A 15525-nucleotide genomic window follows, 5' to 3' on the forward strand; every position below is an offset into this window, starting at 1 on the left:
CATTAAGGATTTGTTTAATTTGGTTTTCATAAAAAACAAACAAACGAAAGTTTGTATATTGCACTCTTGAATCCCTTTGCGGATTGGTCCGCGTCGCTCAAAATAAACAAGCCATCATTGATTTTACAGATCTTAAAGTATACGCTTAAATGATTAACATCATTTGCGGAAATTAAAATATGCCAAAGATGAAAGCATCGCAAATGGAAGCAACTCTCTTAGATAGAATCGAAAAAGAAAATTTAAGTTGGCTAATCTACAACAAAAACACAAACTTGAAATTGGCACTCTGGCTTACAAACAGGCTACATCAATTTAATATTCAGTAATTAGATGCAGCGTTTTTTGATTACTAATGGGTTGCGCCTTGTTCGTAATTTAGCAAAAGGAAGAGTCTAATTTATGCATGGAAAAGAATCTTTTATAGATTTGGTATTATTCGCTGAACACCCTCTTCCAGATGTCGATAGACCTCGTGTATCGAACACCGACTTTATTGATGATTTGATTGTTGCTGGAAATCTTGTTAATAAAATTTTGGTTAAATCAGTAGCATTAATACCGAGTATATCTCTGGAAAAACTCCAGCAAGGAATATTGCTCGGCCATATGGTTAGAATATATAAACTTTACGATAGCTTTTTACTTTTGATAAGCCAAAATCGTACCGAAATGGCTCTTTTGGCTACACGGGCCCTCACCGAAACTTCAATAACATTTGCATATTTAATTCAAAGTCTAAATAACGTCATTTGTCAAAAATTTATAAAAGCCTCACTTGCATATGACAAAAAATTATTTGATTTCATCCAAAGCAAAATTAAAGACGGAGAACCTTTGCCTTTTGAAGCCAAGTTAATTGAGGATATAAAAAATACGTTTGCCAAAACTGAATATGATATTGATGATATTAACTTTGGTAATGATAGAGAATGGCATGCAGATCTTTTTAGTCTATCAAGCAAAGTAGGATTATCCGAGCTCTATGAAACCTTATATAGGACATGCAGTAGAGCAGAACATGGTGCATGGTATTATTTAGAATTCTTTCATTTAACTGAAAATGAGAGCGACTACACACCTATTTTAGAAAATACTGAGCCTCATCCTCTATTACTTATTAATACAAATTTGATTTGTTTAAATGCTGCTCTTTTTTATTCAGAATATATTCAGCCAAATAATACTCAATTTCCTTTATTAATTAAAAATTAATGAAATGGCATATAGATTTAAACGAGAAAAGAGATGAGATGCTTAGTAAAATATGATTTATTACTTTAATCGACCACGTCTTGTACTTCAAATTATTGTAATAGCTAGAAAGAACTATTTCTTCTAATTTCTTGAAGCAATAACTCAATTGCTTCAGCAACTTCTTGTGTTAAGTTCAAAGCCGCTTTTTTATATCAAAATCAATTCTCGCACCACCATGACCACTATACTTACTCCGTTCTCTTTGTAGTTTTCGCAATGCTTTCAGAATTTTTTCAGCGCTCTCTGATCCCCACTTGTTTAGAAGTATCTGTAAGCACCCAAGCGATTTAACTTCTTTGTCGGTGACATCAGCTAAATTCCGTATATTCTTTTCCTCCAATCCATCAATTACTAAAATGCATAGATTTAATACATAATCCTTATATTCTTTTTAATTTCAGTTACTACTGGATGAATCTCTTTAAATAAAACCTCAATATCCCCACCTTTGGGACGCCATAGAATGAATTTTTCATTCTTTAAAATATATGGAGGGAAGTCGGCTAAATGCTTCTTGATGCTTTTAAGCGGACATTCTGCCTCATCAAACTGGCCTAAAAAATCTGTATTGTAGGCAATTTTTGAGATTCCGGCTTTCGGCTCTTCATTATATTGTTTCCAATGAAGCTGTTCCTTATGTGGTAATTGCCCTAGATAATAAATATACGTGTGTACTTGCCCTTCTTCATTTATTGAATAAGGACTAAGAGTCCACACTCCTAGACAAGAAATTCCCCGCTCCGTAACCTCATACTTATCAGGATTGTTCTTATATTTTGATAAAACCTCTGGCTTAAAAAAAGCAGGACTTGTCTCAAAAGGTTTTCCAGTATTTGTAAAATAGCTATCAAGCATTTCTGGAGTACATGACCACTCCACTATTTTATGATTTTTAAAATCATTAATAATAAAACTCTCATACTTTTTCGGACTCCCGTGTTCAATTTCTTCGATAGAATAAACAGCCTGTATTATTTCAGCTCCTTTATATCCTCTTTCTTGAAAAGATTGAATGTACCGGTTGTGGGAGCGTAAATTGTCAATATGCCATTTTTTGTCTACTGCTAATTCTTTGAAGTCAAAAAACGGATTAAAAACAATCAGCGTACCCTAAATAGAAATCCAATATCTTCCTTTCAAATAGGATTAATTTTAGTTCAGGTTCATTTACTATCACTACTTTCGCTACAATATCACCATCTTCGTTAATTTGCGTGTATTGACTTCTATTATCATCTAAAAAATTCCAGTTATGTGTACAAATGATTGTAGCAGTTCGTACTGAACATTTATTTTGCCTTCTTTATAATTTGTGCGATAAAAAATATAGGCCACATCACACTTTTCCCTAATCCCTCTTCGTATGATGGTTCGATTACACGTCGAAACGAATCACCTTTTCTATAATCTGTACAATAAGCAGCGGACTGACTTAGGGGGAAATCTAAATTTAATATATCTTCACTTTGATATAAATCTAGGTATTCTTTTTTGATTGTGAATGAATTGAAAAAATTTCATTAGTATTTAAATATACTACAACCCACTCACTAGATGTCTCGTCTAGCAAGTGCTGTATGTTATTATTAGAAATGGCATCTTTTATTTTTTCAGTATGGGGTGATATTGCATAGATTTCCTTGTTTCCTTTTTACATACTATTGAGACTAGATTTTATTAGTGGCTCTCAAGAGATTAAATGAAATCATTTGTTATTAATTATAATACCGTTAGCTAATTTATTACTTCAGAAGATATTTCAAACCGCAAAAAACCTCTGTGTGAAATTTGCGTATTTCAGTACGACACTGTTATACATCGTAGGACATTTGTAGTGGTTTCCTGCGATTATTTATATAATGAAATCAATTGGTTATTTATCGACTAGGTGACTGAAAATCCTCGTGTCGACAGTTCGATTCTGTCTCTTACCGCAATAGTCGCTCTAGAACTCCAAAAAATAATGGAATAACGGAAGGGTTTCATCGAAAGATGAAATTGATTCAACGCAGAGCTTATGGATTTAGAAAGTTTGAAAATTATAGATTAAGAGTTAGAGTGCTTTGTGGATGAGTGAAGTGTCCCCGGATTTGGGCTGTCTCTTGATCACATCTTCATCATCGCTGTTGCAATCCTAAGCCCCTCTAGTCTTTCTCTTAGCCGAAACCAACCTTTCCAAATAGTAGCCCAGGCTGCTTTGCCAGTTCTTTTAGAGTCTGTCCATCCACCAAGTTTTGCTATTGCTTGATAAGCCCATGCGGCGGTGGGAGTGTTTTCGGGTAATGATGTTTTTTCAACACTATTCCACAATACCTTCCATTCAGTTTCAGATAATAATTCTTCACAAAGAATACTGTCATCAATATTTAGAGTAACCGGGTATTCAAAATGCTCTTTTAATTGCAGTAAACGAATGGCTACAAAGGAGAGAATAACAATCATCTTTTCTAAATTCTCAATTGATTGCATGCGTTGCTCTTCGGCACCCACGCCTGTTTTCCACGCCTTGTGAAAATCCTCAATGCGCCACCGCAATTCATAATAACGAGTTATTTTGCGTGTACAGTCAAATGATGATACTTCTTCTGAGGTTAATAAAATCCATTCTAGTCTTTCTACTTCATCACAACCTTGCTCTTTAGCAATGACAATATTTACCGTTATCGGTTTTAATTGACGGTCTTTTGCGCGTCTTTCGGAAGGGGAAAATGTTACAGAAGTCGTTTTCAATTCAAGCACTACTTGACGTTTTTTTCGTCCTGCTTTCTGAGCCACTTCAATAGTATAAGTTCCTAAAGACCTAGCGTTTGATAAAGATTCAAATAAATAACTATCACCGGGTTCTAACTTTCGATTATGGTTTGCTCTAACAATAAAACGTTGGTTATGGTCCAATTTATATTGGATGTATTCAAAAATATCAGCCTCTCTATCACATACTGATATAACATCTGCCATCTTTAAGCCTAGGCGGCTTTCTAGTTCTCGCGTATTTTTTCCCATTTAAAACTTTCTTTTTCACTATATTGCCTGACTCGTCGATGAAATTTTTTCCCTCTTTCCTCCACAGGACGGCACCAGCGATTTTGAGCTATTAAACCTATCGTTTTTTCTTTTTCAGCATCCATTAATAGCGTAGTGTGTACATGAAACCCGCGATTACTTTTTCTTTTGGCCCCCCTAAATCGCCTAAATCTTCTTTGACTTGATGAGTGTAAGACAGAGTGGTTGTGTCTTCTATTGCCAATATCGTAGGAATTGACTGGGATAATAAACTTGTTACATGGTAACCCCCATCAGCAATTTGCTTGGCACTAACGCGTTTATTGCGTAAAAAGCGATAGCTTCCCTCTAATAACGCATCTTGACCCTCACAACTTTCAGATAATGAGCTGCCGGGTAAAGAAGATAGCTGTTTCCCAATTTGCATTAAGCGTCTAGTTAGACGCTTATCGCCTAGTTCAATTGAACCAAATATTGCTTCTGACCAAGCCTGCGCATTTTCAACTGCCAATTCCATGTTTCACCTAAAACTAAAAGGTGAATTTGATCATGTTTTCTGATTGCGGGCAAGATGTGTAGAAGATTCAGGGATTTGGGGAAGAGCCAAAATCCATTGGTCCTAGGTTCAAGTCCTAGTGGACCCACCGACTAAACTACACAATCGGTACCAAAACTGGTACCAAGCTTCAGGAAGGAAAAACTTGGAATTCGCCAAAACTCTTGCTGGGTTTGGCTCCCCGGGACGGGCTCGAACCGCCGACCTAATGATTAACAGTCATCCGCTCTACCGACTGAGCTACCGGGGAATGAGGCGGAATCTTAAATCGATTCTGTTGATGGGTCAAGGGGATTTGCGACAATTTTTTACTTTTTGCCGTTTGCGCTAACCCCCCAGGTTTTGCAATCTCGATTTATTCACTATTAACAGCAGCGAAAAACGAGATTGCAGAGCGAATTATTAAGTTACCGGCAGAAACGCTGTAAACGATCCATTGCGTCACGCAAGATATCCATGCTGGTAGCAAAGGAAAGACGGATACAACCTTCGTTACCAAAGGCAGAGCCTGGAACCAGCGCTACGCCAACTTCCTGCAATAATTTTTCTGCAAACTCAACATCATTTTGATAGCCACGTTTTTCAATAATTGCCTGGACGCTGGGGAAACTGTAAAAAGTACCGTCAGCGGGAATCACATCTATCCCAGGAATATCGGACAAACGGCTGACTATGAAATCGTGGCGTTGACGGAATGCTTCAACCATTTTTTTCACTTCTTCATCGCCGCCGTTTAACGCCGCTACAGACGCTTTCTGAGCAATAGAACAGGGGTTAGACGTTGATTGGGATTGTACAGTGGCCATCGCTGCTATTAAGGGAGCTGGGCCGCCGGCATAACCAATTCGCCAACCAGTCATTGCATAGGCTTTAGAAACACCGTTTAAGACGATAGTGCGCTCATATAATTCTGGGCAGGCATTTAAAATATTGGCGAAAGGCTGAGTCCAAATGATGTGTTCATACATGTCGTCAGTGGCAATAAACACGTTTGGATGTTTTTTAATACGTCACCTAATGCCTTCAATTCAGCGAGGCTATAAGCTACGCCTGAAGGGTTAGATGGGCTATTTAAGAAAAGTAGTTTGGTTTTTGGGGTAATAGCTGCTTCCAGCTGCGCTGCGGTAATTTTAAAGCGAGCGGCAGGCGTTGAAGGAATAAACACGGGCACGCCACCAGCTAATAGCGCGATATCAGGATAGGAAACCCAGTAAGGTGCCGGAATAATGACTTCATCACCTTCGTTAATAAAAGCTTGACATAAATTGTAAACACTTTGTTTGCCACCGACTGAAACTAGAATCTGATTTAACTCATAATCTAAATTATTATCGCGTTTGAATTTGTCTTTAATGGCTTGCTTTAATTCAGCAATACCTTCAACTGCCGTGTATTTGGTAAAACCGGCCTCAATGGCAGCAATGGCAGCATCCTTAATATGTTGCGGTGTGTCAAAGTCGGGTTCACCGGTTCCTAACCCAATAATATCCAAACCTGCTGCTCGCATCTTAGCGGCTTTTGCTGCTACCGCTAGGGTAGGAGACGGTTTTACCTGTTGTATGCGATCTGACAGTACAATATCCACTTTTAAACTCCTGTGCTTTGTTGCTGATCAATGGGTTTTGTTTTAAAAACTGTCACAATACTGCATTGATCGGTTATAGTTACACTATGAAAAATATATTCAAAGTTTACTCAAATTATCAGCCTGCCGGTGATCAACCTACTGCTATAGCATCCCTAATTGATGGTCTAGAATCCGGGTTAGCCCGCCAAATTCTACTAGGAGTCACCGGTTCAGGTAAAACCTACACTATTGCGCATGTTATCCAGGCGATGAAAAGGCCAACCCTTATTATGGCGCCGAATAAAACATTGGCAGCCCAACTTTATGGCGAATTCAAAACCTTTTTCCCTGACAATGCGGTGGAATACTTTGTGTCTTACTATGATTATTATCAGCCAGAAGCTTATGTACCGGCTTCCGACACGTTCATAGAAAAAGACGCGTCCATTAATGAGCATATCGAACAGATGCGCCTGTCAGCCACCAAAGCGCTAATCGAACGCAAGGATGCCATTATTGTCGCAACGGTTTCTGCCATTTATGGTTTAGGTGATCCCGATTCTTACCTGCGTATGTTATTACATCTTTCTAGAGGAGAACAATGCGAACAGCGCAAGATCTTGAAACGCTTAGCCGAAATGCAATACGTTCGCAGTCAGGTTTCACTTGAACGAGGACAATTTCGGGTTCATGGCGATGTTATTGATATCTTTCCAGCCGACTCTGAAAAAGAAGCCATTCGCATTGAGCTTTTTGATGAAGAGGTGGAGAATATTTCCCGCTTTGATCCACTGACAGGTGAAATTTTTCAACGTTTACCGCGAGTCACTATTTTTCCTAAAACTCACTATGTCACACCGCGTGAGCGAATTTTGCAAACAATTGATTTAGTCAAAGACGAGTTACAGGAACGTCTTGCAGAATTCACAAGCCAAAATAAATTACTGGAAGCACAACGCTTGCAACAGCGTACCGCGTTTGATATCGAAATGATGTTGGAATTAGGCTATTGCTCCGGCATTGAAAATTATTCCCGTTATTTATCGGGTCGTAAGGCTGGCGAGCCGCCGCCAACTTTGTTTGACTATTTACCACCGGAAGCGTTACTCGTCATTGATGAATCGCATGTGACAGTTCCTCAGATTGGCGGTATGTATCGAGGGGACAGGGCACGCAAGGAAACCTTGGTTGCCTATGGTTTTCGCTTGCCTTCCGCTTTGGACAATCGCCCTCTGCGTTTTGAAGAGTTTGAGCAACGTTCGCCACAAACTATCTATGTCTCGGCGACACCAGGGCCTTTCGAGCGAGATCATTCTGACAATATTGCTGAGCAGGTCGTACGTCCTACCGGCTTGGTGGATCCCGAAATTATTATCCGGCCAGTTAAAAATCAGGTGGATGACTTATTATCTGAAATTCGCCACGTTGTCACCCAAGGGGAGCGTATTTTAGTAACGACATTAACAAAGCGTATGGCAGAAGATTTAACCGATTATTTGCGTGAGCACGGAGTAAAGGTACGTTATTTACATGCAGATATTGACACAGTGGAACGAATGGAGATTATTCGTGATCTTCGTTTGGGTGAGTTTGATGTATTGGTAGGAATTAACCTTCTTCGCGAAGGACTGGATATGCCTGAGGTTGCTTTAGTCGCTATTCTTGATGCTGATAAAGAGGGTTTTTTGCGTTCTGATCGTTCCTTAATTCAAACCATCGGTCGAGCTGCCCGTAATATCAATGGTCGTGCTATTTTATATGCAGAACAGATAACAGGTTCTATGCAACGTGCTATTGATGAAACGGAGAGACGACGTAATAAACAAAATGAATTTAACCTGAAACATGGTATTACCCCCAAAACGATTCATAAATCCATCACAGATATCATGGAAGGAGCTTATAGCAGCAGACGTAAAATGGAACTTGCTGAACGGCAAGCACCTTATTTGTTAATGACGCCAGAACAATTAGCAAAGCAAATAAAATTCTGGAAAAACAAATGCATAATCACGCAAAAATATGGAATTTGAACAAGCCGCTAAAGTGCGTGATGAGTTATTACTCCTCAAAGAACAGCTTAAAGCCGGGTAAATATTAATTCCCAAGGGCAAAATTTGAACTTGAGCGCATGGCGTGCTAAGGTAATAGGCCTTGCTTTATCTTTACGACGTTCTGCAGTAGCTAAGAAGTTCATTATTCAGGGAGTGAAAAATGAATATTGGTGAATTTAAACAGGCGGTGCGTGAATTAAGACAAGCATTAAAACAAGATGAGAAAGGTTCTTTAGTTACTCAACTTGGCGTGCCGACAGTAGCATATAAAGAAGAAGTCTCTTTAGATGCGTTTTAGAAGGAAAGGAAGGAGGCGTCCTTTCTTTAGTTGCCCAACTTGGTGCGTTACTACAGGATTTAAGTGACGAGAGCCCGGTTTATCCTCAACTTATGGTCGAGGTTCGCCGTATTCTTGACCAATACTGGGTTTGGGTCGTTAAAAATGTCACACACGAAAACTGGCAAAAAGGAGAAGAGGTCATTCCCTGGCTGCACTTACAAAAACAGTTAAGCCACGCGGGATTGCTAGAAAATAACTATCATCATCCGATTCTTTTTCGTGTATTAGCCAGACAATATCTTTCCTTAGGTCAGAGTCAATTAGAACTCGATAAACTGCTGTTTATGCTTACACGATCTGGCGCGTTGATAAGTTATGTAGAAAGAGGGGAGCTTCCTGGTTATCCGATGGTTCAATTAAACGCGTCTATTGCCAAAATAGAACGTCTCCACCTTGGGCATGAAATAGAGAAGCTAAAAGCAAAAACAACGATATTGGTCACTCTTTTTTACTTGCTTCATCGTTGTTGTACTGTTGAGCAATTAGCCCTCATACCTCAGTTAATTTATTATCGCCTGCATACTACTGACGAAGAGAGAGACTCCGAGATGGCAATCTTTACCAGCCTATGCAGCGATATTCCTGTTTGGCAGGCTTTTTTTGCGCGGAACAATTATTACGTCGATACCAATACATTTAGGAATGAAGCGTGTTTAAAAGAAATTGCCTCGCTAATACCGACGGCACGCCTGACTCTCCTTCATGCTGTGGATAATATGCGTTGGATATACTCGTTTATTTATCAATCCAGGCAATTAAAAATTCTCGACGAGAATCAGTTGCTTGCTCATACTATCCAGTTGTTCCGCAAAGAATTTGCTACCTTGCAAGATCGCTCTTATTCGGCTGCACTTGATTTTGCAGCCGAAATCAGACGGCAAATAAATTGTCTAACGGAAAAAGAAGCTAACCTGGTGCATGACGCTTTATATACTTTTTGTCTGCACGTGTATGAAGAGGAGCGACCCAGGGATAAATTTGCCAATCCTTTTGCCCTTTCCGGTAAGACTAAATGCAATGCCGCTGAGAAAAAACGCAAGGATTTAGCCGGTTTTCCGATTAAATATGGTTTTTTGGAGGTTATTGCTTTGAAACAGGGACGTTTAGGTGCGTTGGTTAATATGTTCGAAGGGGATGGCTCAAACCAAAAGCTGGTATAAGATAGCCCGACCGCTATGATTTTGAACCCTGGGGTTCAAGTGGGGGGCAGATGAGTCAGTTCAGGCTTCCCACTTTATCATGGGCTTGCACAACGCCGGCTACAGAACGCTCCCCTAAGTGTGAGTATTGGTTCACAAATCACTCGCTGTCGGGTTATTTGCAGTATAGCATGATGGCTTTCTTGGTAAACTGACTTGGCATGAATTTACGAATTCTTTTCGCTGGAATAGCAGAAAGAACAGATCTACCTCTGCATTTTTGGAAAAAAACGCAAACACAGAGGATAATGGAGGCAAAATTAATCAGTTTGTGGGTCTTGGCTGATATTGCCGTGAACCACCTGGTGAATTTTATTTTCCAGGGAGTTAATAAACTGAGTAACTTGCAGACGCTGCTGTTCTTGTTGTCTTTGGCAGCTAATTAACTCATGACTGACATGAAGTGCTGCCAGAAGCAGCGTTTGAAAGTCGTCCAGCTGTTTAAATTTTTTCTGTTATGAACGATTCTTTCATTCAGCTTATCGGCCGCTTGTTGGAGATTTTCTACCTCATTATCAGGACATTTAACCTCATAGGATTTATTCATTAATTTGATAGAGCATGATTTAGAAGTTGTCATTTTGTCGCAACCTATAGTGACCCGTACTAGTTAGATGGTAACAATTTTGGTTTGCCCGAGCAAATCAGTTATTATTAGTTTCTTTATGCTAATGAGCTTATTATGTCTGTTGAAAATAATCCCATACACCTCCCTACCTATCAATCATTCGTAGATGTTATTTCTGTGTTAGGACTACCCATTTCCAGCAGTGAATTGCATGGTGTGATGTGCGGTTATTTATGTGCAGGTGCTATCACCGAAGGTGAGGCTTATTTGCGTGCGTTAATGGTTAATTATAAACGTGATGAATCCACTCGTGCTGCAGCGCTTGCCATGTTTGATGTTTATTCAGTGAGTCAGCAGCAACTTGCCAATTTTGATTTTGAATTTCAATTAATGCTGCCTGATGAACACGAGTCCCTTGTTGATCGTGCTCAAGCATTTAGTGAGTGGTGTGAAGGGTTTACGCAAGGCATGACAATGGCTGGTATTAGCTATGAGCAATTGCAAGAAGATGAATCACAGGAAGCACTGCAACATTTACTGGAATTTGCACAATTGGATTATGAGTCGTTACAGATTGATGAAGAGGACGAAAAGGCATTGATGGAGGTCAGTGAATACGCACGTATGGCGGTTCTGCGGTTGTATGGTGACTTACTCGCCAATCATGAAGGCCGTGACTCTTCCAATACTACCCATTAATTGTAGAGTTCTTTGGAAAGGATGTTTAATGATTAGTCGGCAAGAATATCAGGAAAGACGTCAGACATTAGCGCAAAAGTTACCCCAGGGGGCTATTGCAATTATCCCTGCTGCTAATGAGGTCATCCGAAATGGTGATGCACATTACCGTTTTCGTCAGGACAGTGATTTTTATTATTTAACGGGATTTAATGAACCGGAAGCCCTACTATTAATCGTGGCCGGTGAAAAAAATGAAAGTTATTTGTTTAACCGTCCTCATAATCCCGCTCAAGAGCAATGGACCGGCAAGCGTTTGGGGCAAGAGGGTGCCAGTAAAGAACTCGATATCACTGCTGCTTACGCCATAGAGACGCTTACTGAGCATTTACCGGAATTTCTGGCAGGAAAGACAGCCGTTTATTACGCGCTCGGTCGTTATCCAGCGTATGAAACGCATGTTTTACAAGCCCTGCAGGCCTTAAAAGGACAAATACGGCGTGGCGTTAAAGCACCAGACGCTTTATGTGATTTGGAGCCTGTACTCAGCGAAATGCGTTTAATCAAAACAACAGCAGAAATCGCATTGATGCGTCGGGCTGCAGATATCTCTGTTGTTGCGCACAAACGAGCCATGCAGGTTTGTAGCCAGGTTGATTATGAATATCAATTAGAAGCAGAACTGCTTTATGAGTTTAGTCGTCAAGGCTGTCGGGCTGTCGCTTATGATCCAATCGTTGGCGGTGGTGCGAATACCTGTATTCTTCATTACACTGAGAATAATCAACCATTGCGCGATGGTGATTTGCTCTTGATTGATGCCGGAGGCGAGTTTGGTAATTATGCTGCTGATATCACCAGAACTTTCCCTATCAATGGCCGCTTTAATCCAGAGCAACGGGCTATTTACGAGTTAGTTCTTAAGGCTCAGAAAGCTGGAATCGCTTGTATTAAACCAGGAATCGCTTGGAACGAGGTTCAGCAAAGGATAGTCCGTATTTTGACTAACGGTTTATGTGAGTTAGGTTTATTAAAAGGCCAGGTGGATGAGCTAATCCGCCAAGAAGCTTACAAGCCCTTCTACATGCATAATTCTGGACACTGGTTAGGTTTGGATGTACATGATTGTGGTCGTTATAAAATCGACGGTCAATGGCGTCCTTTGCAGGCAGGCATGGTGCTTACTGTAGAGCCTGGTTTGTATATCAGTGCTGGAATGGATGGGGTTGAACAGCGTTGGTGGAATATTGGTGTACGAATAGAAGATGATATTCTCGTAACCGAGAATGGCTATGAGAATTTAACGGCTGCTCTGCCGACAGAAATAACCGAGATAGAGGCGTTGATGCGTGGCTGATAAACAGGTTGATATTCTAATTGTTGGTGGTGGGTTGACTGGCGCTACCTTAATGCTTGCTTTGGCAAACAAAGGCTATAGCACCTTATTGGTTGATGCGAATTCTTTTAGCAACAAAGTAAACAGTGAGTTTGATGCACGTACTTTGGCGCTCTCTCCAGCCAGTGTGCGTATTTTACAAATGCTGGCGATTTGGCCGCTTTTGCTAAAAGACGCCACGCCCATCACTACAATTCATGTGTCCGATCAGTATCGGTTTGGCGCCGCACGATTGCAAGGCGAATTAGCTAATCCTTTAGGTTATGTGGTGGAAATGCAATCTATTAATCGCGCCTTACATCAATTATTAAAAGAGGCCGAGATTTTAGCGCCCGCTAAACTGACTGCACTGGATAGGCAAAAAGGGTTAGCGACTATTAGCAGTAGCGCTGGAGAGTGTACTGTTCAGGCCAAATTAATTGTCGCTGCAGATGGTGCTGAATCGGCTATACGCCGTTTTAGTGGTCTGAGAGTGAACCTAAAGGATTATGGGCAGCAAGCGATTGTTGCCAATATTGGTTTAGCCAGAGCCCATCGAGAACAGGCTTATGAGCGTTTTACATCTTCAGGGCCTTTGGCCTTATTGCCGATGACAGATAATCGTGCTGCGTTGGTTTGGGCTTTGCCGCCTGACGAAGCAAAACGCCTGATGGCGCTTAATGAAAGCGATTTTTTAACTGCATTACAACAGGCGTTTGGTTATCGCTTGGGGCGTTTTGTAAAACTGGGTAAGCGAGTTGTTTTTCCTTTACGACAAGTCTTTATGCCAGAACAAATCGCCTGGCCTTTAGTCTTTGTCGGTAATGCTGCACATACCTTACACCCAGTAGCAGGGCAAGGTTTTAATCTGGGTTTGCGCGATGTAGCGACCTTGGCACAATGCATTATTGAGGACGGTTTGAATGACGGGATGTTACAGCGTTATCAGGCAATGAGGCGCCATGATCAAACGGCGATAATCCGTTTAACAGATGGCTTGATTAGTCTGTTTACCAGCCGTTTGCCAGGAATCGCTTTGGCGCGTAATTTAGGCCTTATTGCGATGGATAACAGCGCCCTGTTAAAAAGAATCTTGACTCGTTACACACGCGGTTTTGCGGGAATAACGCCGGATTTGGTTTGTGGGATCGCTTTAGAGGCCAAGGAGTCTTAATGAACCAGCAATTTGATGTGGTTGTCATTGGTGGAGGCGTCGTTGGTTTAACGGCTGCTTTGGCAATGGCTCAGCAAGGATTTTCTACTGCTGTGGTGGATGCTGGTCCCTTAGAAACTAACTCAGAAAAACCGGACAGTCGTGTTTATGCGATTAACCAGGCATCTCAGGATTTATTGCAACAACTGGGGGCTTGGCCGCAGTTAGATAAAACGCGGCTATCACCCTATCAGCGAATGTATGTCTGGGATGCAACCAACGGAGCTCATATTGAATTCGATGCTCGCATGATTGCCGCACAGCAATTAGGCACTATTGTGGAAGAATCGGTCCTTAAGCAAGCCTTATTGCAAGAAATAACCCAACAAACTGGAATTACTCTTTTTCCCAAGAGCGAAGTAACAGCCGTTGAACAACAAGCCGATTCGATTACCGTTAGTGAGGCCAGTCAATCTTGGCAAGCAAAATTGTTGATGATCGCTGATGGTGGTAATTCGCCTTGCCGCCAATTACTGAAAGTGCCTTTGACGAGTTGGTCTTACCATCATCAGGCCATCGTTGCTTCTGTAAGCACAGAGAAAAAGCATCAGAAAACGGCTTATCAAGTATTTAATGCTGACGGTCCTTTAGCTTTTTTACCTTTAATCGATGAACAGCAATGTTCTATTGTCTGGTCAACGACACCCCATGCAGCAAAGCGATTAATGGCTCTTAATGATGAGGAATTTAGTCAGGCGTTAACCAAAGCGTTTGCCAATAAATTAGGGCAAGTAAACGTACAGGGAAAGCGCCATCAATTCCCTTTAATCATGCGCCATGCCAAACAATACACGGGGAAGCGCTGGCTTTTATTAGGTGATGCCGCACATACTATTCACCCACTTGCAGGTCTTGGCCTTAATGTGGGTTTGGCTGATGTAGCTGCCTGGTTGGCCTGCCTGACTGATAAAGGGAAAGGAACATTAACTTCACCAAGAGCGCTAGGGGCTTACCAACGCCAACGTAAATATGCTGTTTGGCAGGTGATTGCTATGATGGATAGCTTAAAAACCCTATTTACCAGCCCGTTTACTACGATGATTGCGCTTCGCGGTTTGGGTTTGCGTATTTCTAATCATTGCCCGCCGCTAAAACGTCTGTTTATTGCTCACGCAGTGGGAAAACCGTTGGATTATTAGGGTTGTTGACATTTCTACTATCTTGGCGCTTATGACTTGATTTTCTGTGCTTCGCTGCGATGCTCGTAAATCAAGTCATAAGGCGATATGTCAACAACCCTTGTTTTGAATTAAGGACGTGGAAAAGTTGCTTTAAATGCGGTAATTTAGTTAATCGGGTGAAAATGTCATCAATTGCTGTGATGATATAAGAAAAATAATAAATACCGGGATGTGTAATGACTTTAAAGAAATTGCAAGCTATTGTGTTGGGTTGTGCTGTATCGGCCAGTGCTACCGCGGGAGTCATGGGCGATGAGTACTGGGATGGCGATTCTGCCTGGGTTATTACTGCGAGTGCTGGTCCTGCGTGGATGAAAGCTGGTAAAACGCAAACCATTTATTTGCAATCGGATGTATTTAAAACCTATACGGCTGATCGCGATAAAGAAACGATAGCGATTGCAGAATTATTTTTTGGCATGCAGCGGGTACTGAATTCCAAGTTGCAAGGCCAATTAGGTTTGGCTTTCGCTGGAACCACCTCCTCAACGCTGGATGGCGATATCTATGAAGATGGAAATTCCTTCTACAATA

At 41.0% G+C, this 15525-nt stretch carries 8 protein-coding genes, 1 tRNA gene, 1 other RNA gene and 6 pseudogenes; 10 read left to right on the forward strand and 6 right to left on the reverse strand.

Features of this window, described 5'->3' with window-relative positions:
* Window positions 1-402 precede the first annotated feature (402 nt).
* Entirely contained in the window at window positions 403-1215 is an 813-nt protein-coding gene (locus BN58_RS03980; RefSeq protein WP_019215742.1) for a DUF5677 domain-containing protein, read from the forward strand.
* A gap of 408 nt (window positions 1216-1623) precedes the next feature.
* On the opposite strand, the gene BN58_RS32715 is transcribed toward BN58_RS03980, so the two are convergent.
* Window positions 1624-2112 carry a hypothetical protein gene (locus tag BN58_RS32715; protein WP_019215744.1) on the reverse strand — a complete coding sequence of 163 codons (489 nt, stop codon included), beginning with the start codon at window positions 2110-2112 and terminating at the stop codon, window positions 1624-1626.
* Window positions 2113-3204: 1092 nt separating this feature from the next.
* Here BN58_RS32715 and BN58_RS29525 point away from each other — a divergent pair.
* Window positions 3205-3330, forward strand: a pseudogene (locus BN58_RS29525) (transposase); the annotation flags it as partial.
* A gap of 33 nt (window positions 3331-3363) precedes the next feature.
* Here BN58_RS29525 and BN58_RS21900 read toward each other — a convergent pair.
* The 3 genes and pseudogenes from BN58_RS21900 to BN58_RS21905 all read right to left on the reverse strand — a co-directional run bounded on the left by BN58_RS21900 (window position 3364) and on the right by BN58_RS21905 (window position 6401).
* Window positions 3364-4777 (reverse strand): annotated as a pseudogene (locus tag BN58_RS21900) (IS4 family transposase).
* A 213-nt stretch (window positions 4778-4990) separates the two neighbouring features.
* Window positions 4991-5066 (reverse strand) — tRNA-Asn (locus BN58_RS04000).
* A 157-nt stretch (window positions 5067-5223) separates the two neighbouring features.
* Window positions 5224-6401: pseudogene (locus BN58_RS21905) on the reverse strand (pyridoxal phosphate-dependent aminotransferase).
* An 86-nt stretch (window positions 6402-6487) separates the two neighbouring features.
* Between BN58_RS21905 and uvrB the strand changes: the two are divergent.
* From uvrB to BN58_RS21915, 3 genes and pseudogenes are all read left to right on the forward strand, one after another.
* A pseudogene (uvrB, locus tag BN58_RS21910) lies at window positions 6488-8477 on the forward strand (excinuclease ABC subunit UvrB).
* Window positions 8478-8597: 120 nt separating this feature from the next.
* Window positions 8598-8735, forward strand: coding sequence for a hypothetical protein (locus BN58_RS30505; protein WP_019215745.1), 138 nt, complete (start codon window positions 8598-8600; stop codon window positions 8733-8735).
* 92 nt (window positions 8736-8827) lie between these two features.
* Window positions 8828-9937: a hypothetical protein gene (locus BN58_RS21915; RefSeq protein WP_019215746.1), complete on the forward strand. Its 1110-nt coding sequence runs from the start codon at window positions 8828-8830 to the stop codon at window positions 9935-9937.
* Here BN58_RS21915 and ssrS read toward each other — a convergent pair.
* Window positions 9937-10096, reverse strand: a non-coding RNA gene (gene ssrS / locus BN58_RS29530) — 6S RNA. The two genes, BN58_RS21915 and ssrS, sit on opposite strands and share 1 nt — an antisense overlap.
* Before the next feature lie 140 nt (window positions 10097-10236).
* A pseudogene (locus tag BN58_RS29535) lies at window positions 10237-10556 on the reverse strand (cell division protein ZapA).
* A 102-nt stretch (window positions 10557-10658) separates the two neighbouring features.
* On the opposite strand from BN58_RS29535, the gene BN58_RS04030 reads away from it, so the two are divergent.
* The 5 genes and pseudogenes from BN58_RS04030 to BN58_RS04050 all read left to right on the forward strand — a co-directional run.
* The gene (locus BN58_RS04030) at window positions 10659-11243 is read left to right on the forward strand and encodes a UPF0149 family protein (protein ID WP_019215748.1); all 585 of its coding nucleotides are present in this window, start codon (window positions 10659-10661) and stop codon (window positions 11241-11243) included.
* 28 nt (window positions 11244-11271) lie between these two features.
* Window positions 11272-12579 carry a Xaa-Pro aminopeptidase gene (gene pepP / locus BN58_RS04035; RefSeq protein WP_019215749.1) on the forward strand — a complete coding sequence of 436 codons (1308 nt, stop codon included), beginning with the start codon at window positions 11272-11274 and terminating at the stop codon, window positions 12577-12579.
* Window positions 12572-13771 carry a 2-octaprenyl-6-methoxyphenyl hydroxylase gene (gene ubiH, locus BN58_RS04040; protein WP_019215750.1) on the forward strand — a complete coding sequence of 400 codons (1200 nt, stop codon included), beginning with the start codon at window positions 12572-12574 and terminating at the stop codon, window positions 13769-13771. The genes pepP and ubiH overlap by 8 nt, the downstream gene beginning before the upstream one ends.
* Complete coding sequence (locus BN58_RS04045; RefSeq protein WP_019215751.1) at window positions 13771-14949, forward strand: FAD-dependent oxidoreductase; 1179 nt, start codon at window positions 13771-13773, stop codon at window positions 14947-14949. The genes ubiH and BN58_RS04045 overlap by 1 nt, the downstream gene beginning before the upstream one ends.
* Before the next feature lie 218 nt (window positions 14950-15167).
* Window positions 15168-15525, forward strand: a pseudogene (locus BN58_RS04050) (hypothetical protein); the annotation flags it as partial.

The sequence above is a fragment of the Legionella tunisiensis genome (assembly GCF_000308315.1).
Lineage (GTDB): Bacteria > Pseudomonadota > Gammaproteobacteria > Legionellales > Legionellaceae > Tatlockia > Tatlockia tunisiensis.